The sequence below is a fragment of the Bacteroides sp. f07 genome (assembly GCF_042854785.1).
Classification (GTDB): Bacteria; Bacteroidota; Bacteroidia; order Bacteroidales; family Bacteroidaceae; genus Bacteroides.
In genome coordinates this window covers 1448055-1469538 of record NZ_BAABXI010000001.1, presented here as the reverse complement: position 1 = coordinate 1469538, position 21484 = coordinate 1448055, and the positions used below count along the sequence as shown (strand labels likewise).

Here is a 21484-nt window from a genome sequence, read left to right as displayed (position 1 = left end):
AAGATTATGAATAAAAACAAATACAATATGTTTTCTTTTCTACTTTTAGGACTGGCGCTAGCTTTGAACCCCAGTTGCAGCGATGATAAAAATCTGGAACCTGCGCCAGAAGCCGTAAACATCAAAGTAAGCAACTATGCCATGTTGTACGAAACCGTACATGTTAATACGACCAATGTGGCTTCGGGAACCACAGTCACCGTCAACTTTGGCGAAGGCACCGTAGTGGAAGGAAAGAGCGGCATGGAGATTTCCCATACCTATACCCGCCCCGGACACTACACCATTACAATGGAAGCCGACGGATACATCACATCTACCAAGGATATTGAAGTAGGCTCCAAACCCGGCATAAGCGAAGAACTGAAATGCCTCAAAGACCCCGATAACAAAAAAGTGTTTGTAGCGGCACACCGTTCTCATACAAGCGACACGTCCATTCCCGACAACAGCCTGCGTGCCGTCGAAGCTGCCATTGCAGCCGGTACGGACTTTATCGAAACGGATGTCTGGTGCACTACGGACGGGGTAATCGTTGTTAACCATGATTATGATATTTTATGCAATGACGGCGAGAAGGTGGATATTCGCAAAGTGAAATACGAACGTATCAAAGGTACGCGCCTGATAGACCGCCACACAGGCAAGTTCAGTGAGAATCCTGCAGATGTATTGCCTACACTCGAAGAATTCCTGAATGCCGGCCGCGGACGAGTGTTCTACAGTCTCGACAAGATTGAATATAATCCGTCTGTCAGTTATATTGTAAAGGAAGTGGAACGTCTGGGCATGATAGAAAGCGTTTATTTCTATGCCGGCGGCAATCCTCAGACCATTACTACTATTCTGGAAACAAATCCGCATGCACATGTAGGCGTATGGTCGGGCAATATTGTTCCGTTCCGCAACTATCCCGACGGTATCTTCTACTCACAGGGCGACTACTTGCCTTCGCAGGGCTTTGATACCAACTTGCATCCGGACATCGCGGAAGGAATCTTTCCTTGGATCAACTATCTGGGTGTACACGATGAGGCCACTACGGAGAATAGCCTGAATGAGGCTCACCTGGATGCTATCCTTGCCGAATATCCGTCGCTTGCCTTCATTCAGTGCGACGTGCCCGACCTGATGATACCCGCTTTAAAGAAACGCGGTCGCCGTTAAACATAGAATACACAATTAAAAATAAAGATTATGCATTTATTCAAAAAATATATGAGTGTCTTGACAGCCGTCATGTTATTGTTCTGCGTGAATGCCTGTAAAGACGAAGACGAAGGCGAACTGGCACCTTGGTTCCGGTTCACCAATTCGAATGGTGTAGTATTCCCTTCGTTGAACGAAGTAGACTTCGGTGCTCACGAATATGTCATGAACGTATATACCAATATCAATTGGGAAGTCACTTCTGATGCGGAATGGCTCTATGCCACTCCCGACAAGCGTCTGGGCTGTGTGCAAGGCAAAATTATCATAAAGGAAAATACAGTGGAAGAAGAACGTACGGGAACAATCACCATACGTTCCGAAAATCCGAAACTTCCCGTCCACACTATCGTATTCCACCAATCTGCCGCACCACACAAAGTAGAAAAGTTATTTATCACACCTGAAAAGAAAGGTACGGGCGACGGCTGGACATGGGAAAACGCCATGGGAGCAAAGGAACTGGAAACTCTGTTGTCAGATGCCACCGACTTGTCCGAAATCAGCATCTATCTAAGTGAAGGTACGTTCAATATCACTGCAGGAACAAATATCACCAAGAAAGTCAAATCTATCGAAGGCGGCTACACTCCGGAAGGGGAACCCTCTTCCAACCCGACCATACTGACTTTCGGAACGAAACCTTCGGCACTGACTTCTATGTTCAGAATGAATGAGAATGCAGAAGTAACATTCAAAAACTGTATATTCGATGGCGGTTACAATGAAACCGAAAAAGGATATGGCCGTGCTTTCGAGATAAGGCATAAAACAGCCTTGCTGCAACTTACCGAATGCGATATCCAGCATTTCAGTGTGAGAGGTACAGACTCGGGCGACCATTCCGGTGCAGCTATCTTTGTCACGGAAGGAGCATTCAGGCTGAACAAAGTAAATATCACTCATAATGTAGTCCACCAGCGCGGAGTAATTTATTTAAATGTAGACGGCGACCGATACGGCTACGGCTTTATGAACAATGTATTGATAGCGGACAACATAAGCGAAAGCTGGTGGGGAGTAGCCATTCATGCTAAAAAAGCCCTTTGCATGAACAATGTCACCATCTGCAATAATACTAATGAAGGCAACGGCAACCATGCAACAATCAATGGAAGTGGTAGTTTCTTCATTGCCAACACTACCGTGATAGCCCAAAATCCAACGGTAGAAACCACATGGACTAATTTCGGTGCATTCCGTTGCGAAACTAATGTCTCCAGTGGCGAATCGGCTGTAATTATCAATTCCATATTCGGAAATGATACGGATGATGGACTGACTATGACAGATAGCGGAAGCGGAGCTTCTTTCAAATCCGGCGGTTGGTGTCTGTATGGAAAAACACAAAATTGGTTAGTTAGCCAGCAAGCTACTACTGATACTTCCTATACTGACCAAGCGATAGCCAAACTCGGCAAGTATGAAGACGGTGCTTTCCAATGGAACCCTACAGCAATAAATACGCTTCAGTTTGCTAAATATGCCGATATTCTGAAAGCAGCCAAAGAATTCACACCGGCTTCCATCCCGACTTTGGGACAAGACTTTGTGAACTGGATGGGTGAAGAAGCCTTCGGTCTTGACGGCAAAGGTAACCCACGCAACCCGAACAGGATGCTGCCCGGAGCTTATGATACCGGATTGCAATAACCGTTTAACGAAGAACAATCTTAATATCAGCCGGCTATAACTTCCCTACGTTTTCTCCTCTTTTCTAATGAGAGGAGAAAACGTACCGACAATCGTTAAAGCAAACTGACGTTAAATATCTAATTATCTTAATTATTGAATAGTATGAGAAAATTTTTTTGGACTGCAACGGTCATCGGATTATTGACCGCCTGCTCACAGACAGACGAGATACCTGCCAAAGATTCGATGGCAGACAACCAGCAGATACGTATTCATGTAGGTGTGAACAACCTGCAAACACGTGCCGGATATGACAATACGAATTTAGACCGTTTCGGTCTGATTATAAACAACACCGTGGATGCCACTTGCAACTACAATGTAGAGATGCTAAAGACAGGCAATGCGTGGGAAGCTGCCGACGGTACGCCACTGACATGGGATGAAAAACGTTCCCCAATAAACGTATGCGCCTTTGCTCCCTACCAAAAGGATGTAACCATGGACGGAAATCTACCCATAGGAGTACCCGTAAGTTATGCGGATGCCAATGAAGTAAAAGCTGCGGATTTTCTGCTGATGAAAGCCCAAGTGAACCCTCAGAGCGACTTAACGGAAGACGGCAGCCTCCGCATCAATCTGAAACATAAATTATGCAAACTGACAATCAGTTTCACCGGTGCAAGTGAAATTACCGACTTGAAAGTAAACGGAACAGTGTTGAGCGGTAGTTGCAACCTATCAACAGAAAATCCTGTAGTAACCGCCAATGGCACAGACGGCAGCATCACGCCTTTCAAAGAAAGCGACGGCACATATCAATGCATCCTGATGCCACAAACGGTGGAATCGGGTAAGCTGAACGTCACCTTCACTACCGGCGGACGCAACTTCAGCTGGACCTCAAACCAAGCAATCACATTCGAAGAGAACCACTCCTATGCGTTGCCTTTGGAAGTGGCAGGCGCAAGCCTTTCACTTAAGAAAAGCGTAAAAGCACGTGCGTGGGATGTCACAGCTGAAAATGAAGTTTTAACTATAGACAAGTAATCATTCACTAAAAATAGATTATTCCATGAAAACATTTAGATATTTTTATTTACTCACCGCTTTGATGACCTTTTCGGCATGTGGCGATGATGAGGAAACGCAAATTCAAGTTCCGGAGACAGATTTCACTCACGTCAAAATTGACGCGATGGTGGGTAGAAGTTCATTGTTTACGCGCAGTAATCCGATGGGGGAAACAGCCAAACAAAGTGAGTTCAACAAAGGAGACAAGCTGTCAGTCAACAATGGTCGCACCCATGTAGTCTATACAATGGGAGACGACGGATGGACGGCAACGGGCGAAGGTCTGAAGTGGGAAGAATTCCCGACCACATTTCAAGCCTATTATCCGGCTGCGGAAGGTGTCTCCTTCCAATCGTTTACATTGCCTGCCGACCAGGCAAGTGCCGAAAAGATTGCTTTAGCAGACTATATGACTTCCACCCGCAAAATCGATGCCATGCCGGGAGAAGGAAAACTGATACTGGACATGGCACGGCAAACGGCACGCGTTATTGTGAACGTGAGCGGAGTGGATGCATCTTTGGGTGGCTCCCTGTCTTCCATGAAGATTTATTCGCAATATGCATCTATCCCTGCAAGCGGTACTGCAACAACCATTGCATCTTATGTATCCGGTCATACGTATGCCGCTTTGGTAGTGCCGGGTGAAGGCAGCGATAATCAAGTATTCCTTGAATTAACAACCGCCAACGGTACGAAAAAAACGGTCACAGGTATCAGAGCTACCACAGCCGGTAAAAGTTACGCATACAATATCTATGTAGGAGAAAATTCTATCGAACTGTCTGAACCCATTGTTACGGATTGGGAAGAAGGTTCCACTCTGCCCGGTGATTTACAGGAAATCGAGAAACCGATTGCCCCCGGCTATTACGTAAAACCGACAGCGACAGGTAATGCTTCCGGTACAGACTGGGAGAATGCTATGGGAGCGAATGAACTACGTGACTTGCTAAAACGACAGTCAGCAGAAGAACTGGACGGAAAAACAATCTACCTGGCAGGCGGTGAGTATCCTCTTGTAACCAATGAACTCACCACAGGAATAGAGTTGGGAGGCAAGATGGTTATCACCCTTCAAGGTGGTTACAATCCGCAAAGTGAAGGAAAAAGTGTAACCGACCGTAATATTCAAGCATACGTCACGTCATTTACCAACACCGCATCTTTGAACGCAATCACTAGAATGTTCAAATTAGGCACTGATTTAGACATTACATTCAATGGTATTACGCTAGACGGTAAGTATAAGAAAGACCAGAATGGTCACCTTCGCGGTATCCAAGTAGAAGGCTGCACACTGAACATGAACAATTGTGTTATCAAGAACTTCAACACAGGAGCGGTAGATAACGGTGACGGTCAGGGGTCAGCTCTCCGGCTGAATGCAGGCTTTATTAAACTGAACAAAGTAGAGATTATAGATAATGTCGGACCATCTAGAGGAACAATTAATTTGAATTGCGGTGATAATGGCTATTCTTTCTTTAATAACTGCCTGTTCAAAGGCAATATCATCAGACTGTATTGGGGAGTTGCTATCCAATCCAATGGAAATGCTTGCATCAACAACACTACCATCTACAACAATAAGAGTGAAAACACAACAGGTCAATGTGCCACTATCAACGGTAGCGGCAATGTATTGTTCGTGAACTCCACCATCTATCACAATAAAGAACTAATTTCGAAGGAAATGGGTATTTACCGATATGAAGGTACCAACAACCTTCAGTTCATGAACAGCATTATCGTATCCTCCAATGCTACTGTGCCCACCTTTAAACAAGAGAACGGACAATGTACTTCCAAAGGATACAATGTCTCTCAAAACACAACAGGATTTGCAACAAACGAGAACGACAATCTGATAAACGGACCATGGAGTTTCAATTATAACAATGGCGTCTGCGAATGGAATGCACCTAGTGACATGCATTTCGCAACTAAATCAGCCGTTACCAGTGTCGTAAGAGCATACAAGACCGACAACTTCCCAACTATGGGACAAGACTTCGCCAACTGGCTGGGCGATGATCTTGGAAAAGACCAAAACGGAAACATACGTAACCCAAACAAGATGCTGCCCGGAGCTTATGATCCAGGACTGTAATCCGTAATTTACATTATATTTCCACTAAAATCCTGCCATTTGGAATAAATGGTAGGATTTTGTCGTTTTTAGGCAAAATTTTATCGTTCTTTTAATTTAAAATTTTATCACTTTGCAGCAACATTATTAAACGATATATGAAGAAACAAAAACTTTATGCAGCAGGACTCTTGCTCCTTTTGCTAGTATGGACAAGCGGATGCAAGCCCACTAAGGAGATAAACGCTCCTTTATCGCTGACTTGGGAAATGGGCAAAATCCATCCCGAAGAAGGAACGTATGAAAACTCCTTTATATTGAAAAATTTTTCAGATGCTCCGGTTGGCAAAGACTGGGTGATTTATTATGCACAACTCCCCCACCATATACAACAAGAAACATCATCGTCAAAGGTGAAAGTAGAATGGATTAGTGGTACCTATCACAAGATATATCCGACAGCAGAATTTGCTTCGCTGGCTCCAGGTGATTCGATACGGGTAACATTCAAGTGTGATGGTGAAGTGCCCAAAACCTCACACGCTCCCGAAGGTAGCTATTGGGTAAGCCGGTCAGGTGCGGGAAAGGGACAGCCGCTACCAGTGGAGATGCGCATCATACCGCTGGCTCCAACCAAGGCACAAACCGCCTTCCTGCATCGGCTTTATGAAACAAATGCACGTTTGCAACAGCATCCTTTACAGGAATTACGTCCTGTTGACATCTTGCCAACAGTGAAACAAGCCATACCTGCCGAAGGTGAGATGCTTATCGAAAACAAGATTGCCCTGTCATTCCACAAAGATTTTGCCAATGAAGGAAAATTACTGAAAGAAAAACTGGAAAAGACATACGGACTGGAAGTAGCAACGGAAGCAGAGGAAAGCATCCTATTGGAATATCTTCCCGAAGACCAGGAAGTACCAAACGACGAGTATTACGAACTGGACATCAACAACCGACAGGCTATCGTGAAAGGGAAGACATCGCATGGCATCTTCAACGGAACACAGACCCTGCTGGCAATGCTGAAAGGACAAGGAGAGACATTGCGACTGCAAGCAGTCTCTGTCCGCGACTATCCCGACCTCTTGTACCGCGGACAAATGCTCGACATCGTCCGGAACTTCACCACGGCAGAGAATCTGAAAAAGTTGATAGACATCACTGCATCTTATAAACTTAACACATTTCATTTCCATTTCTCGGACGACGAAGGCTGGCGGCTGGAAATACCCGGACTGGAAGAACTTACTTCGGTAGGAGCACGCCGCGGACATACCACGGACGAAGCCGAATGCCTGTACCCTGCTTATGAAAACGGATACGATCCGAATGCCCCTACATCGGGAAATGGTTTCTACAGCCGTACCGAATTCATCGATCTGTTGCGTTATGCCGCCGAACGACATGTACAAGTGATTCCGGAAATAGAGTCACCGGGACACGCACGGGCGGCCATCACAGCCATGAAGGCACGGTATGAGAAATACATCGGTTCGAACCCGGAAAAGGCTACCGAATATATGCTGCATGACCCGCAGGACAGTTCCCAATATATCTCCGCACAATGGTATACGGACAATGTTATGAACGTGGCAATGCCTTCCACCTATCGTTTTATAGAAAAGGTGGTACGGGAAATCAAGGAAATGTATCGCGAAGCAGGTGTCCCTCTGACAACGATTCATGTCGGTGGCGACGAAGTTGCAGAAGGAGCCTGGAGCGGTTCTCCCCTATGCATGCAACTGATGAAAGAGAAAGGAATGACACAGATGCACGACTTGGCGGAATATTTTATCACCCGTGTATCCGAATGCCTGCAACAACAGGGCATTTCATTCGGCGGTTGGCAGGAAGCAGCGTTAGGGCATCGCACGGAAACGCATGCTGCTCTTGCTCCACGAGCCGGTGGTATCTATTGCTGGAGCACGGTTGCCGAATGGGGAACAGACGAAATTTCTTATCAAATAGCCAACAACGGCTATCCGGTGATTCTTTGCAACGTGAACAACTTCTATCTGGATTTGGCTTACGATGCGCATACTGACGAACCGGGCCACTTTTGGGCAGGATATGTAGACGAATCCAAATCCTTCTCCATGTTGCCATATCGGGTATACCGTTCCTCACGCACTACAATGGCAGGGCATCCGGTATTGCCCGATTCCATGGAAATCGGCAAAACCGCCCTGACTGCATTGGGAAAACAACGAATCACAGGCGTACAAGCACAACTATTTGCAGAAACCATCCGGAATTATCAACAAGTAGAATATTATACATTTCCTAAAATAATGGGATTGGCAGAACGTGGCTGGAATGCACATCCGATTTGGGAGAACTTATCAGGAAACACAGAAACACAGGCATATGAACAGGATTTGGTACAATTCTATCGGAAAATCAGCCAGAAAGAGATGCCCCACTGGGTTCAAAACGGTATTCACTTCCGTTTGCCATATCCAGGGTTGTGCCTGAAAGATGGAAAGCTATATGCCAACACTTCCATTCGTGAAGGACAGATACGGTACACTATGGACGGAACGGAACCAATGGAAGATTCTCCATTATGGGAAACTCCCATAGATTGCCAGACAGAAGTGGTCAAAGCCAAGCTTTTTTATTTGGGCAAAGAAAGTATGACAGCTGTGTTAGAACAATAGTTTTCGGTAAAACAAGATTAAGGATAACAAATAGCAGGAAGGTGACAAGTGCATCTTGTCACCGCCTTTATTTTTAAAAGCCACATTATTGCATGTTACCGGAAAATATATATCTTTGTTCCATGATGATTTCGTTTCAGAGAATATCCGAAACAATGTAGAATTGGAAATATCATGAAAAGCATATTTATTTTTTTCTTTTATATCATTCTTTTTGCAGGACCTCTGTCAGCTTCCGTCACTTTTCCTTTCAAAAAGTACCAAGTATCCGATGGCCTATCACACAACACGGTATGGTCTATTCTTCAGGATTCTTACGGTTTTATCTGGACAGGGACAAGCAACGGTCTGAATTGCTATGACGGATATACAAACCGGGTGTATCGACATGTGGAAGGAGTTTCCCGCTCATTGGGGAATAACTTTGTATCTTCTCTGATGGAAGATAACCAAGATATATGGATAGGCACCAATAATGGTGTATATATCTATCACCGTTCTACAGATGATTTCTCTTTTTTCGACAAGAAAACACGATACGATGTATTCGTCAGTTGTGAAGTAACCGAAATATGGAAAGCGGACAACGGACTGATTTGGATTACCACCTTGGGACAAGGGATATTTGTATACAACCCGCAAACAGGCGTTCTACGACAAAATATCCTACAGAATTCATTTGCTAGAGATATCTGTCAAGGGGTAGATGGACGTATTTATATATCCTCTATCAACAAAGGAATATTTGTATTCGACCGGATGGGCTATTTTCTATCTACCCTTTCCACACTTACGGACGAAGCAGAAGAAAAGAAAAAAGTAAATGGTCTGTTAAGTACCTCTGAAGGTATCTGGTTCAGTACTGAAAATACACTAGAGTGTTATTCCGAAAAAGAAAAAATGGTGAACAGTTATCCGCTTCCTTCCTCCATCTCTATCCTCTGCATGATAGAATATGACAGCGAGCAACTATTAATAGGCACGAATTCGGGACTTTTCCTCTTCGGTAGACAAAACAAAGAATGGAAGAAAGTAGAAACTACAGGCGAATATGCCATGAGTAATCCGGTAGTAAATGCAATGATGCTGGATGCCGAAGGAACTCTTTGGCTGGCAACAAACGGAGGGGTGAATTACATGCCGAGGCAATTACGAAGGTTTGAACATCATATCATCCCCATGGGACAGAAAATCGCCCAAGGCGTCAACACTTTTTGCGAAAAAGAGAATGGAGAGGTGTATATAGGCACCCAACACGGATTATGGCTCTACCAGCCGCGGACACAAAGCTTGACGGAATGTGTGTTATCGCCGCATACTGAAAGGAAATACAACATCAGTGCTTTACATTTGGATGGTGAGCGGCTTTGGATTGGCACACATGAAAACGGACTGTTCAGATATGACCTGAAAACCGGTGTTAGCAAAAATTACACCCATTCCGACCGTATGATTAAAACATTGTCAAGCAACAATGTTATGTCAATCGGCAAAGACCACAAAGGGAACATTTACATAGGAACCAGTATGGGACTTTGTACCTACAATGAGGAACAGGACAATTTCTTTGTGAATATATACGTAGGAGCAATGACTCCCGTCACCGATATATATGAAGATTCCAACAGAAATCTATGGATTGCCACTTCCAACCTGGGAGCTTTCTGCTATTATCCAAACGGACAATGGAAACACTATGGACAAAGAAGTAACTCTTCGATAATTCCCGACAATACAATCACTACTTTGTTTGAAGACAGCAAAGGGGTGATGTGGCTGGGAACCAATGGAAACGGACTATGTTATTTCTCTCCCGAACAGAAACGTTTTGTCAACAACTGCTCCGAAAATACGCAATTACAAAATGTGACCATCTATTCCATCGAGGAAGACCGGAACGGTAACTTTTGGATTTCGACAGACAAGGGATTGTATAAAATCGACCGGAAAACAAACGATGCACGCTTATTTACCATCAATGACGGTCTGCTGAGCAATCAATTCATTGCCGGCGCTTCTTTATTAACATCAGACGGCAGGTTGTATTTTGGTGGCAGCAATGGTTTCAATGCTTTTGTCCCCGAACAAATAATAAAAAACACGTATGTTCCGCAAGTATATGTGACTGACATCCATTTCCCCTATTCCAATGACGAGAATACATCTCGGGAAGCGGCAAACACCCATGAAGAACTTCTCTACCTAAAAAAAGAAATCAGATTGCCCTACCAAAAGAATAGTTTCACCCTTGACTTTGCAGCTCTGAGTTATGGAGAATCACAAAGAAACCAATACAACTATATGCTGAAAGGAATAGACCCGACATGGATTCGAAATACAACTACCAACTCTGTATCTTACAATCATCTACCTCCCGGTGAATACACATTTATGCTAAACGGTTCGAATAACGATGGAGAGTGGAACCGGGAAACTACAATGCTGAAGATTATAATCACACCACCATGGTGGCAGAGTGCTTGGGCATACATAGCCTATTCATTACTCCTGACAAGTATCATTATCTATGTAGGATATCGCTGGAATCTATATGTCAAACGCAAATACAAACGGCGGATGGAGGAATTCAACCTTGCCAAAGAAAAAGAGACTTATAAACTAAAAGTAAACTTTTTCGTCAACCTTGTACATGAAATACGTACACCGCTCAGTCTGATTTGCCTGCCATTGGAGAAGTTACGAGAAAACAAGAGGGAGGATGAATATGTGTCGATGATTGATAAGAATGTAAATTATCTGTTGAATATCACTAACCAGCTCCTCGACTTTCAAAAAATAGAAAGTAATGGAGTGCTATTAAATCCCAAACCTTGCCATTTGAATCTCCAACTTGTTTCCATCTATGAGCAATTCCATAATATTGCAGCATTGAAGGATATCGAGTTGTCAATCGTTCTCCCGACAGAAGATATATATACTTCCATTGATATTGACAAAATAAGAACCGTCATAGTCAATTTATTAGGCAATGCAATAAAATATGCCCAATCGCACATAGAATTAAAATTAGAGACTACAGAGGATACAATCACGATTCAGGTAAACGATGACGGATGTGGTGTACCCAAAGACCAGCAGGAGAAAATCTTCCAATTGTTCTATCAAGTACCGGATGCTCCTTCCAACAAAGGAACAGGTATCGGGTTGGCTTTCTCCAAAATATTAGCTGAAGCCCATAAAGGAACATTGTCACTACGAGACATTCCTTCCGGTGGTTCATCTTTTATCCTATCTCTTCCAAAAGTAAACATGACCGATACTGTGAATGAAAACTCAGCACATAAGGAAGATATTTGCGAAATGGAAACAAACAAGGAAGTAAATACAGAAAAAGAAAAGACTACACTCTTATTAGTGGAAGACAATCCGGATTTGCTGAGTATAACACGTAATTCCTTACAACAATGGTATCATGTAAGATGTGCCGAAAATGGTCGGAAAGCCTTGGAATTATTGACGGAAGAGAACATCGACATTATTATCAGTGACGTCATGATGCCAGAAATGGACGGTATAGAATTATGCCATCAAATAAAATCAAACATTGAATATTCTCACATACCGGTCATCCTGCTTACAGCCAAGACTACATTGTCTGCCAAAATAGAAGGATTGGAAAACGGAGCAGACGTATACATGGAAAAGCCATTCTCAATCAAACAGCTACATAAACAAGTTGAGAATCTGATGGCATTACGATTGGCTTTCCATCAATTGCTAAGTGATTTTCCCAAAACAAACGACAGCATGTCCGAGCCGGAAAAGTATGCATTTTCTTCGAAGGATATGGAATTTATTAAAATTCTGGATGAGATATTGGCAGAACAAGTGGACGACATAGATTATTCAGTAAATAATCTGGCAGAAAAAATCAATATGAGCCGTAGTAATTTTCATAGAAAAGTCAAGGCTGTCACTGGTATGACACCCAATACTTATGTGTTGAATTATCGTCTGAACATGGCTGCCCAATATCTATCCGAAGGAATGCGCATAAATGAAGTTTACTTACAATTAGGTTTTACCAGTTCTTCCTACTTCGCCAAATGTTTTAAACAGAAATTCGGTGTATTACCAAAAGATTACACAAAAAATAAAAAAAGTATGATCTCATAAAGATTCTGTAGAAATCTCTATAAACTTAATATAGCACTGAAAATCAATAAGATGAAGCGCTAGTTAATATAGTGTAATTTACTTACCACACATAGCAAGTTCTATTTAAAGCACACACGCAATAAACCTCAAATAACGAAACGTGCCAACTCCATAATTTGAATTTTGAAATTAGTACAATTACTGTTAAAAGACCCAGTCTCCTTTAAACGAAATCCAACTACCTAATTATATGTTCAAATATAAAACCCTCATAAAAACAGTTGTGCTTGAAATATATCGAACTCATTTTTTACATATTTTTAGTCAAGTTCCAAATCATTGCAGCCCTCTTTCAAAATAGATAAATTAGGGATCAGAAAGATGAGGGTTATATAAGCTAAAAAGTATTGTCCACTAATTGTCGGTCGTTCTTTAAAAATGCCTTGTTAAACTTGTAACCATTAGAAAGTGCTTATTTTATGCCATGAAGCAGTTCGTTATTTTGTGATAATGTTTTGAAGATGTTGTATTTTAAGCTAAATTTGTATATTAATAACATTATCAGTATGATACCATGAAATAATTAAAAGTGTCTATAGCTGATAATATAGATAAATAGTTTTAATATGGGACCATCATTTGAAACCGATTTTTCAGCTAAAGAACCATCTTTGGGATATTATTATCAGATTAGATATAGTTTATATCTTCTTCTGCATGAACGTAAAAAAGAGAATCCTTGCATAAGACTTGAAGATTTGGATGATATTGTTATTGATGATGTCAACACTAAAAATTTATTTCAAACGAAACTCCATGTTAATTCAAAAGCTAACTTAAGTGATAGAAGTCCTGATTTTTGGAAAACAATTAGAGTCTGGAGTGAAGCTATTACTACTGGAATAATTACTGATATCGAAAATACATTCTTTACACTAATCACAACTGCTACAATTAGTGATGGATCATTTATCCATAAACTGTCTATTAAATCTGACGAGTTAAGGATTGGGGTTTTAGAGAGCATGTTATTAATAGCAGAAGAAATAACTAATGTAACTAACCAAAATGGCTACAATGCATTTCGCGCTTTAACAAATGAACAAAGAGAGAAGTTAGTTCAAAACATTTTCGTAATTGATGCATCTTTATCAATTGAAGATACATTTTTGGCAATAAAACAAGAATTGAAGTTCTCCGCTCCAGTTGGTAAGCTGGATTCCTTTATAGAAAAAATTGAAGGATGGTGGTTTGGACAGTGTATTTTACTTTTGACGAATAGAAAAGATTGCATTACAATTAAAGAATTGCAATTAGAAATATCGGATATACGCGAAATGTTCTCGGAAGAGAATTTACCAGATGATTTTCCTAACCCATTAACTATTGATGAAGAAGAAATTAACAACTATGAAGAAAAAATATTTATAAAACAACTAAAATTAATATCAACCAAAAATAATAGTTTGCGTAGAGCCATAAGTGACTTTAGAAGAGCCTACGAACAACGTTCTAAATGGTTAAGAGATAATCTTACTGGAATAGAAGAGTACAATAGGTTCGACAAATTGTTATATGATCATTGGGATCGTGTTTTTTCTTTGATGAAAGATGATTGTGAAGGACTTACAGATGATGAATTGATAAAAGCGGGGAAATCTTTTTATGAGACTTATTATGTAAAGAGTACGCCTACTTATAAAATAAGGAATAATTTTCAGCCTCAATATATGACAACTGGAAGTTGTCATATGCTTGCGGATGAGAAAAAAATCGGATGGCATCCAAATTTTCAAGAACTACTTAAAGATTAATAAATGAAACAATGGGAAAATAGATCTCCTATAGCAGCTAATTTATTGAATCCTGCTTTTTGTGGGGAGATTATCAGAAGAACAATTACAGCATACAATGATAATGATGAAAAGTTACTATTCTCATATTCATTGATGCCATTAGTTTTGCCAATCCTTTTACACAAGAAAACCAGAGATAAAATGCCAATGAGGTCAAGTACCTATTTTCATCATTGGGTAGATGAAAATGAACCATTATTTCTGAATTTTGCAGATCGTGTAAAAGAACTATTGCCATATTCAAAAGAAGCATTAATGTTTTTATTGTTACACAGGTGCGTAAGTATCACAAATGACGGTAAAATTGAAATACAGAATTATAGAAAAAGAAATCTCAGAGGTGAAAATACAGATGAAGTTCAATCTATTTTCAAAAAAGCTGAGTTATTAGGTAAATGGTTACGTTTGACAGGTAATGAACAGACAATATATATGTTTTTAAAAATACGACCTTAATATGCAGATTCAAAATATAATTTTATACAAAGATGCAGAACATAATAGAGTTCTGACATTTGAAATTGGGAAAGTGAATATTATTACAGGGGAATCTAAATCTGGTAAAACTGCAATAATAAATATAGTCGATTATTGCTTAGGAAGTAAAGATTGTAAGATTGCGGATGGTGTTATTAGAGATAATGTTCAGTGGTTTGCAATTACTGTAGTTTTTAATAATGATGAACAATATGTGATAGCCAGACTTAATCCCAATGTTAGAAATGCCAACACAATAACCGAGATCTATATAGAAAATGTAGATAAAGGAGTAATCCCAGAATTTAAATCTTTGCATGCAAACAGCAATATAATTGCACTGAAGGATTTCTTATCAAAGAAAATAGGAATAGCTGAAAATTTGCAGGTAGCAGAAAATAATACACGAGACTCTTTGGAGGTAAATTTTAAACATGCTCGTTTATTTTGCTTTCAACCTCAAACTTTGATAGCCCAACAAGATTATCTTTTTTACAAACAAACAGAGCCCTTTGTTCCTCAAGCTATAAAGGATTCTTTGCCATATTTTTTAGGTGCAATTAGAGAAGATAGTCTAAAAATAGAGCAAGAAATAGCACAAAAGAAAAGAATTCTTAATAGATTAGTTAGGACAAAAAATGAGGCAGAAAAGATTTACAGTGATGGCATAAGTATGGCTTTTGCTCTTATTGAAGAAGCTAAAGAATATGGTCTTCTTCAAAAAGGACTTGAGGTTAGTAGTATCTCGGAAGCTTTAGCTGTATTAAATACCATAAAAGACTGGGAATACAATTCTTCTGAAATATCCGTAAATGGCGAAAATTCTACATTAAAAAAATGGCAGTGAACACTAAAGTTACACCACACTGATTTATCATAACTTTTTGTTATAAGGGCGCTATTTGGCGTCCTTTTTTTGTTCTCGATACAAAGATAACATTTTCTATTCATTATCAAAAATATTTGTCTTTTTATTTGCATATCTCATTTATTTTCACTATATTGTAACAGATTAAAAAGATAAGCGTTATGAAAAAGAGAAGGAAAAGACAAAGCATCATGGAGTTCAGGGCTTCCTTCCCGGACGAAGAAAGCGCAATCAGATTCTACGAGGAAATAAGGTGGAAAGATGGAGTGGTTTCACCTTTTGACCCGACATCTAAGGTGTACAAATGTAAGAACGGTAAATATAAGTGCAAGAATACTGGGAAATACTTCACTTATAGAACTAAAACATTCTTTGCCAACTCAAAATTAGAAATGCGAGATTGGTTGTACGCAATTATTATGATTAGCAATCACAAGAACGCTATATCTTCATATCAATTAGCTGACGATTTGGATATTCCACAGAAAACAGCGTGGTATATGCTTCACAGAATAAGAACTGCAATGGCTAAAGAAAACAATCAAAAGTTATCAGGCGAAGTTGAGATAGACGAAACATTCGTGGGCGGAAAGAATGGAAATCGTCATAAAGATAAGAAAGTAGAAAAGTGTCAAGGACGTAGTTACAAGGATAAAGTTCCTGTATTTGGTGCTATAGAAAGAAGAGGGAAAATTTTTGCAAGGGTCGTTCCTAACACCCAAGCTGAAACACTTGTTCCAATTGTAAAAAAGAACGTTGAAGTAGGAAGTTCAGTTTATACCGATGGTTGGAGCTACAAAGGACTAGAGAAGAAATATACCCAAATGTCTGTAGACCACGGAAAGAATTTCTATGGAATGATTCTAGTTACCGATGACGGAGAAATCATCGAAGTTACAACAAATAGGATTGAAAACGCTTGGTCGGTATTCAAAAGAACTATTAAAGGAACATACATTCATGTCAGCAAGAAATATATGCAGAGATATGTTGACGAGTTTGTTTTCAGATTTAACACCCGAAAAATTAGCAAATTTGAGAGAATTGAATTACTTTTGCAATATGCAGCAGCTTAAAAATTATGGCAAATAACAAAGACATAAAGACAGAAAAGCCTAAGAAGGAGAAGAAAAAAAGGAAGCCTATCTATGAAGTAGAGGGTTTTGTTCTCACTATACCCAAAGACAAGCTAAAAGAAGCACTGCTAGAAATGAGCAAACCAAATCCTGAAAAAGAGTAGCTATTTTCCTTTATTATTCCCATTTGACGGATTAAACAAATATCTAACGACAAGAATAAATATACCTATAATATTAGCTGTGGTAGTCGTTATTAAAGTAATAACAACAGAATCTGCCAACTCAAATCCATTTAAGATTTCCCCATGTCTAAAAAGGATAATAAAAATGGCTATCATATAAACGCATAAGAATTTGAATATATTATCAGCGTAAGCTTTTCTTTGCAGCCTATCCTGTCTTTTACTTTCTAATTCTTCTTTTTTTATATCAAGTTCTGCTATTTTTATTTCTTGTTCTACATCTCTATTAGACATAGGAGTTTCACTAATAGGAGAATTTCCAATTTCTGAAATAAGAACATCGTCTTGTATTTGTTCTTCACTCATTGCTATTTATTAGATAAAATGTCATTAATAACCTTCCTATAATAGGCTTTGGTGTATATATCACTTATTTTATTATTCATTAGATATTTATAGCTATAAGACCAAGGAGTACCATCACGATGTAATAGTTTAATTAGTTCATCATCAGATAAGTTATGGTATCTTTTCCATACCATATCAGCAATTTTTTTTAGTTTTTCATCTTGAATAGTATCGTCTCCCAAAGTTGACTTACAGCATATGTTTCCGCCCTTATTATGTCTAAATGCATAATATACAGAAGGTATAACAGGACCATTTTCCCATGCCTCAACACATTCATTGTCTATTAATAGCGATTCATTATATAGGGCTAAATAAAAACCATATGTTATATATACACGCTTCATTAAGCCAAATTGTTTTAGCTTAAATCCTTCTTTTTTTGCCAATTCTATAAAATAATTAGCGATAGTAATAACAATAGATTTCATATATTTACTCCTTATTATTTTGCAAAATAAAACATTTAATCCAGATAATGTATTTTTTATTAGTAAAAATTGAATATTGTTAGTTGACAATTAGCCATAAACAACTATCTTTGCACTAAAGATACGAAAAATTGGGGAGAAATCCAATTTTTTGGAAGAAATAGTGTAGCCTAATCGTCATCAGAATCACCACCTCGGATAACAGAACTTGGCTATAAATGAACTTACTCGTTGGGTAAAGTGTACTTCGTCATATACTGACGTGGTGCGCTGCCATTGAGTAAGTGGGCTTGTGGTGAGCCTTGATGACGTATGGCAGTAGCACTACGTCTTTTTTTTGTGACTTTGCGTATGGTTATTGCTGAATAAACTGACTTCTTTTAGTATTAACCAATAAAACACAAAATGTATGAAAAAGAATCTTTTACTTCTGTTATTATTGATGCTTAGTCTCAGTATCCAAGCGCAAAGTATTAAAGTCAGTAAAACTGATAAATTCACAAAAGACAAAGTTGTGTACACGTCTTATGAAAAGATTTCATCAGAAGCATTTATCGGTACTCAAACAGGAAAAAATATTGCAATATGTTTTGGTCGTGAAAATGGCTTAAATATGATATTGATGAAATGGCTAACAGCAGATGCGCGATTAGTAAGTGTAAATTCCAAGGTGGTATTTCTTGATGAAGAAGATAATACACATGAATTTACAGTATCAGACTATGCATCGGGAAGAGGAGAAGGAACAGTAGGAGCATTAGGAATGGACTTATGGGGACTTCGTATATTACTATTAGGTGATTTGTCTGTTTTTAAGAACCATATAATGACTGCTGTTAGAATATATACTACTGATGGATATTATGACTACAAAATCAGAAAGAGTGCAGCAGAAAAAGCAAGGGAAGCCTATCGTTTATTTGAGAAAGAAATACAGAAAGGAAATCTTGATAAATGGAAATAACTCTATAAACAAATTAATAACGTAATAAAATGAGAATAACAAGTTTGAAAACAGCATCTTTAATAGCATTTATAGGATGCCTATTAAAAGCAATCATGACATTTATTTGTCTAATCACAGATATATCATCATTTATATTTCAAATAGCAGATATAGTATCTATGTGCTTGATAGGATTATTCTTTATTTCACTTTACGAAAAAATAAGTTGGAAAATTAAAAAATAGTGACTATCTTAGCAACCAATTAATACCGGAGCGTTTTGCTCCGGTATAACTTTTAGTTATAACAAACAACGTGGTGTAACTTTAGTGTTCACTGCCAAAAAAATTAATAGAACAAAGAAATGAACAAAAAATAGAGCTTGGACATTGTGAAGACACTATCTCGGCAACTAAAACATTTCTTCAAAATAACTTTTATTATGCAGAAGAGGTTATCCAACAAAAAATAAGACTTGAAAGCGTAGGTCTATTCAATGATACTGAAGCCGATAATACCAGATGCCCTTTATGTTGTAATAAACTTGAAACACCAATTCCTTCAATAAAAGCAATTCATTCGTCTCTAAATAATTTAAATAAAAGTTTAGAAGAGACAGTTAGAGAAAAGCCTCGATTGACCAAATATCTACAAGATCTTTGTCTAAAAAGAGATTCAATGAAAGATGGCATTATAAAAACAGAAACTGCCATTAATGCTTTATATAAAGAACAAGAAGAAGCAAGATTGTTAAGAGATCTGAATTTACGAAGAGGTAAGGTTATTGGGCGTATCAGTCTGTTTTTAGAAAGTGTAGACTTTTCTGAGGATAAAACAATTGATAATCAAATGATTGCCATCAGTGACGAAATTAACGATTTGTCGCAGTTCATTGATAAAGAAAGTAAAGAAGATAAATTGCATTCAATTATTAATAAAATAAATCTGTTTATGAGTAACTGGGTAAAAGATTTGGATGTAGAATATGAAAACGCATTAATTCGATTTGATTTGCCTAAGTTGACACTTATAGCAGATTTGGATGATAAATCTATTCCTTTATCTCAAATGGGTAGTGGTGCGAACTGGGTTAGCTATCATCTATTAATACATTTTGCTTTACATCAACATTTTATTCAAACAAATAGACCAATACCCCATTTTCTTATTATTGACCAACCTACACAAGTGTATTTTCCTCCAGAAAAAGATATCAATAATGACGGCATAATACAAGAGAATTCAGATGAAATAGCAGTAAAAAAAATGTTTGATTTTATAATAAATCGAACTAATAGTTTAAATTCAAACTTTCAAGTAATAATAACAGATCATGCATATCTAAATGAAGATAATTTTAAAAATCATGTACGAGAAGTTTGGCGGAATGGAGAAAAATTAATTCCAAAAGAATGGTATAAACCAGATAATGAGGATGTGAAATAAAGAGGCTTAGAATAGTATTATTTTCAACTTACGCTTATTCCCGTGTTCTTAAATAGAATTCGAGGGTCTTCATTACTGATTATAAAAAATCTTATATCCAAAAATGAAAGTTTTAGTAAGAGTTTTTATGGTTAAACATCAACATGCGCCTGAAAGATGCACATAAAGACAATATAAGTAATATAAGTTTTCAGTAAGCATCCGATAAAATACCCGTTTTCTCTATCATATTTTCATAGCACCTTTGCCTGTGCAATATTGCATGAACTTCTAACATATTTTCATTATGACAAAAGAACAATTTACCTCTTTACAGGAACTGCATCGTTTAAGCGGTCTGAATCTTCTGAAATTTCTGCAACGTGAACATGTCAGTTACTCCACGTACAATTATTGGAAACGTAAATCTTCCAGTGTTCCCGATCACGAGACATCTGCTCCCCAATCAGTCTTAACCCCCATCAGCCTGAAGTCCCCCTGTATTGCTTCCTCCTCTTCTGTTTCCGGAATGACCCTGTTGTTTCCTAATGGTGTCCGTGCCCATTTGGGTGCCGGTATGGAAGAGGCCGCTTCCCGTTTGATTAACCAATACGCCTGTTGCCATGTTCTGCCTGAATGATACGATGCGGTATTTTCTCTGCCCCGGCAGGACTGATATGCGCAAGGGTATCAGTTCTCTCTGCGGTGTGGTACACGAGCGTATGGGCTGCAGTGTCAGGAACGGTGATGTATTCATCTTCATTGGCAGCAGCCGTAAATTGATGAAGCTTCTCCATGCCGAGGATGGCGGTCTGGTGATGTATGTCAAGCGCCTTGAAGCCGGTCATTTCAAGATTCCCGAATATGACGAGAAATCGCGCAGCTATCCGATGGAATGGCGCGATCTTGTCATTATGGTGGAAGGAATCCGTGAATCTCCCGGGCAGCGTTTGAGACGTCTGAGGGCGGAACGAAATGTATATACTGTATAAAAATAGATGTCGTATTCCTTGTCTG

At 39.1% G+C, this 21484-nt stretch carries 17 protein-coding genes; 15 read left to right on the top strand and 2 right to left on the bottom strand.

Annotated elements, in window-relative coordinates:
• Nucleotides 1-6: 6 nt before the first annotated feature.
• From ACGHVY_RS05960 to ACGHVY_RS05910, 11 genes are all read left to right on the top strand, one after another.
• The gene (locus ACGHVY_RS05960) at nucleotides 7-1167 is read left to right on the top strand and encodes a glycerophosphodiester phosphodiesterase family protein (RefSeq protein ID WP_120467848.1); all 1161 of its coding nucleotides are present in this window, start codon (nucleotides 7-9) and stop codon (nucleotides 1165-1167) included.
• 30 nt (nucleotides 1168-1197) lie between these two features.
• Nucleotides 1198-2862 carry a BACON domain-containing protein gene (locus ACGHVY_RS05955; RefSeq protein ID WP_390597803.1) on the top strand — a complete coding sequence of 555 codons (1665 nt, stop codon included), beginning with the start codon at nucleotides 1198-1200 and terminating at the stop codon, nucleotides 2860-2862.
• Between the two features lie 144 nt (nucleotides 2863-3006).
• Entirely contained in the window at nucleotides 3007-3894 is an 888-nt protein-coding gene (locus ACGHVY_RS05950; RefSeq protein WP_390597801.1) for a fimbrillin family protein, read from the top strand.
• 25 nt (nucleotides 3895-3919) lie between these two features.
• Nucleotides 3920-6031: a fimbrillin family protein gene (locus tag ACGHVY_RS05945; RefSeq protein WP_135999803.1), complete on the top strand. Its 2112-nt coding sequence runs from the start codon at nucleotides 3920-3922 to the stop codon at nucleotides 6029-6031.
• Between the two features lie 137 nt (nucleotides 6032-6168).
• Nucleotides 6169-8676 carry a family 20 glycosylhydrolase gene (locus ACGHVY_RS05940; protein WP_390597799.1) on the top strand — a complete coding sequence of 836 codons (2508 nt, stop codon included), beginning with the start codon at nucleotides 6169-6171 and terminating at the stop codon, nucleotides 8674-8676.
• Nucleotides 8677-8850: 174 nt separating this feature from the next.
• Nucleotides 8851-12813 (top strand): two-component regulator propeller domain-containing protein, encoded by a 3963-nt coding sequence (locus ACGHVY_RS05935; RefSeq protein ID WP_390597797.1) that lies wholly within the window; start codon nucleotides 8851-8853, stop codon nucleotides 12811-12813.
• A 608-nt stretch (nucleotides 12814-13421) separates the two neighbouring features.
• The gene (locus tag ACGHVY_RS05930) at nucleotides 13422-14609 is read left to right on the top strand and encodes an ABC-three component system protein (RefSeq protein WP_390597795.1); all 1188 of its coding nucleotides are present in this window, start codon (nucleotides 13422-13424) and stop codon (nucleotides 14607-14609) included.
• Nucleotides 14610-14612: 3 nt separating this feature from the next.
• Nucleotides 14613-15107: a three component ABC system middle component gene (locus ACGHVY_RS05925; protein ID WP_390597793.1), complete on the top strand. Its 495-nt coding sequence runs from the start codon at nucleotides 14613-14615 to the stop codon at nucleotides 15105-15107.
• A 1-nt stretch (nucleotide 15108) separates the two neighbouring features.
• On the top strand, nucleotides 15109-15975 hold the full coding sequence (locus ACGHVY_RS05920; RefSeq protein ID WP_390597792.1) for an AAA family ATPase: 867 nt from the start codon (nucleotides 15109-15111) through the stop codon (nucleotides 15973-15975).
• Between the two features lie 182 nt (nucleotides 15976-16157).
• Nucleotides 16158-17072 (top strand): IS1595 family transposase, encoded by a 915-nt coding sequence (locus ACGHVY_RS05915; RefSeq protein ID WP_390597790.1) that lies wholly within the window; start codon nucleotides 16158-16160, stop codon nucleotides 17070-17072.
• A 5-nt stretch (nucleotides 17073-17077) separates the two neighbouring features.
• Nucleotides 17078-17236, top strand: coding sequence for a hypothetical protein (locus ACGHVY_RS05910; RefSeq protein ID WP_390597788.1), 159 nt, complete (start codon nucleotides 17078-17080; stop codon nucleotides 17234-17236).
• On the opposite strand, the gene ACGHVY_RS05905 is transcribed toward ACGHVY_RS05910, so the two are convergent.
• Together ACGHVY_RS05905 and ACGHVY_RS05900 are read right to left on the bottom strand one after the other, a co-directional pair.
• A complete protein-coding gene (locus tag ACGHVY_RS05905; RefSeq protein WP_390597786.1) occupies nucleotides 17237-17623 on the bottom strand; it encodes a hypothetical protein in 387 nt (128 codons plus the stop codon).
• Between the two features lie 2 nt (nucleotides 17624-17625).
• The gene (locus tag ACGHVY_RS05900) at nucleotides 17626-18096 is read right to left on the bottom strand and encodes a Panacea domain-containing protein (RefSeq protein ID WP_390597785.1); all 471 of its coding nucleotides are present in this window, start codon (nucleotides 18094-18096) and stop codon (nucleotides 17626-17628) included.
• A gap of 409 nt (nucleotides 18097-18505) precedes the next feature.
• On the opposite strand from ACGHVY_RS05900, the gene ACGHVY_RS05895 reads away from it, so the two are divergent.
• The 4 genes from ACGHVY_RS05895 (at nucleotide 18506) to tnpB (ending at nucleotide 21459) form a co-directional block, all read left to right on the top strand.
• Nucleotides 18506-19060 (top strand): hypothetical protein, encoded by a 555-nt coding sequence (locus ACGHVY_RS05895; protein ID WP_390597783.1) that lies wholly within the window; start codon nucleotides 18506-18508, stop codon nucleotides 19058-19060.
• Between the two features lie 660 nt (nucleotides 19061-19720).
• Nucleotides 19721-20488: a DUF3732 domain-containing protein gene (locus ACGHVY_RS05890; RefSeq protein ID WP_390597781.1), complete on the top strand. Its 768-nt coding sequence runs from the start codon at nucleotides 19721-19723 to the stop codon at nucleotides 20486-20488.
• Between the two features lie 286 nt (nucleotides 20489-20774).
• A complete protein-coding gene (gene tnpA, locus ACGHVY_RS05885) occupies nucleotides 20775-21107 on the top strand; it encodes an IS66 family insertion sequence element accessory protein TnpA (RefSeq protein ID WP_390597428.1) in 333 nt (110 codons plus the stop codon).
• Nucleotides 21091-21459 carry an IS66 family insertion sequence element accessory protein TnpB gene (tnpB, locus tag ACGHVY_RS05880; protein ID WP_167511782.1) on the top strand — a complete coding sequence of 123 codons (369 nt, stop codon included), beginning with the start codon at nucleotides 21091-21093 and terminating at the stop codon, nucleotides 21457-21459. The genes tnpA and tnpB overlap by 17 nt, the downstream gene beginning before the upstream one ends.
• The last annotated feature ends 25 nt before the right edge of the window (nucleotides 21460-21484 follow it).

What these genes read in the sequence shown, in the direction of transcription:
- ACGHVY_RS05945 (WP_135999803.1), top strand. Translation starts at nt 3,920, where the DNA reads ATGAAAACATTTAGATATTTTTATTTACTCACCGCTTTGATGACCTTT.
- ACGHVY_RS05895 (WP_390597783.1), top strand. Translation starts at nt 18,506, where the DNA reads ATGAAAAAGAATCTTTTACTTCTGTTATTATTGATGCTTAGTCTCAGT.
- ACGHVY_RS05930 (WP_390597795.1), top strand. Translation starts at nt 13,422, where the DNA reads ATGGGACCATCATTTGAAACCGATTTTTCAGCTAAAGAACCATCTTTG.
- tnpB (WP_167511782.1), top strand. Translation starts at nt 21,091, where the DNA reads ATGTTCTGCCTGAATGATACGATGCGGTATTTTCTCTGCCCCGGCAGG.
- ACGHVY_RS05905 (WP_390597786.1), bottom strand. Translation starts at nt 17,623, where the DNA reads ATGAGTGAAGAACAAATACAAGACGATGTTCTTATTTCAGAAATTGGA.
- ACGHVY_RS05940 (WP_390597799.1), top strand. Translation starts at nt 6,169, where the DNA reads ATGAAGAAACAAAAACTTTATGCAGCAGGACTCTTGCTCCTTTTGCTA.
- ACGHVY_RS05900 (WP_390597785.1), bottom strand. Translation starts at nt 18,096, where the DNA reads ATGAAATCTATTGTTATTACTATCGCTAATTATTTTATAGAATTGGCA.
- ACGHVY_RS05935 (WP_390597797.1), top strand. Translation starts at nt 8,851, where the DNA reads ATGAAAAGCATATTTATTTTTTTCTTTTATATCATTCTTTTTGCAGGA.
- ACGHVY_RS05950 (WP_390597801.1), top strand. Translation starts at nt 3,007, where the DNA reads ATGAGAAAATTTTTTTGGACTGCAACGGTCATCGGATTATTGACCGCC.
- tnpA (WP_390597428.1), top strand. Translation starts at nt 20,775, where the DNA reads ATGACAAAAGAACAATTTACCTCTTTACAGGAACTGCATCGTTTAAGC.
- ACGHVY_RS05920 (WP_390597792.1), top strand. Translation starts at nt 15,109, where the DNA reads ATGCAGATTCAAAATATAATTTTATACAAAGATGCAGAACATAATAGA.
- ACGHVY_RS05925 (WP_390597793.1), top strand. Translation starts at nt 14,613, where the DNA reads ATGAAACAATGGGAAAATAGATCTCCTATAGCAGCTAATTTATTGAAT.
- ACGHVY_RS05915 (WP_390597790.1), top strand. Translation starts at nt 16,158, where the DNA reads ATGAAAAAGAGAAGGAAAAGACAAAGCATCATGGAGTTCAGGGCTTCC.
- ACGHVY_RS05910 (WP_390597788.1), top strand. Translation starts at nt 17,078, where the DNA reads ATGGCAAATAACAAAGACATAAAGACAGAAAAGCCTAAGAAGGAGAAG.
- ACGHVY_RS05955 (WP_390597803.1), top strand. Translation starts at nt 1,198, where the DNA reads ATGCATTTATTCAAAAAATATATGAGTGTCTTGACAGCCGTCATGTTA.
- ACGHVY_RS05960 (WP_120467848.1), top strand. Translation starts at nt 7, where the DNA reads ATGAATAAAAACAAATACAATATGTTTTCTTTTCTACTTTTAGGACTG.
- ACGHVY_RS05890 (WP_390597781.1), top strand. Translation starts at nt 19,721, where the DNA reads ATGAAAGATGGCATTATAAAAACAGAAACTGCCATTAATGCTTTATAT.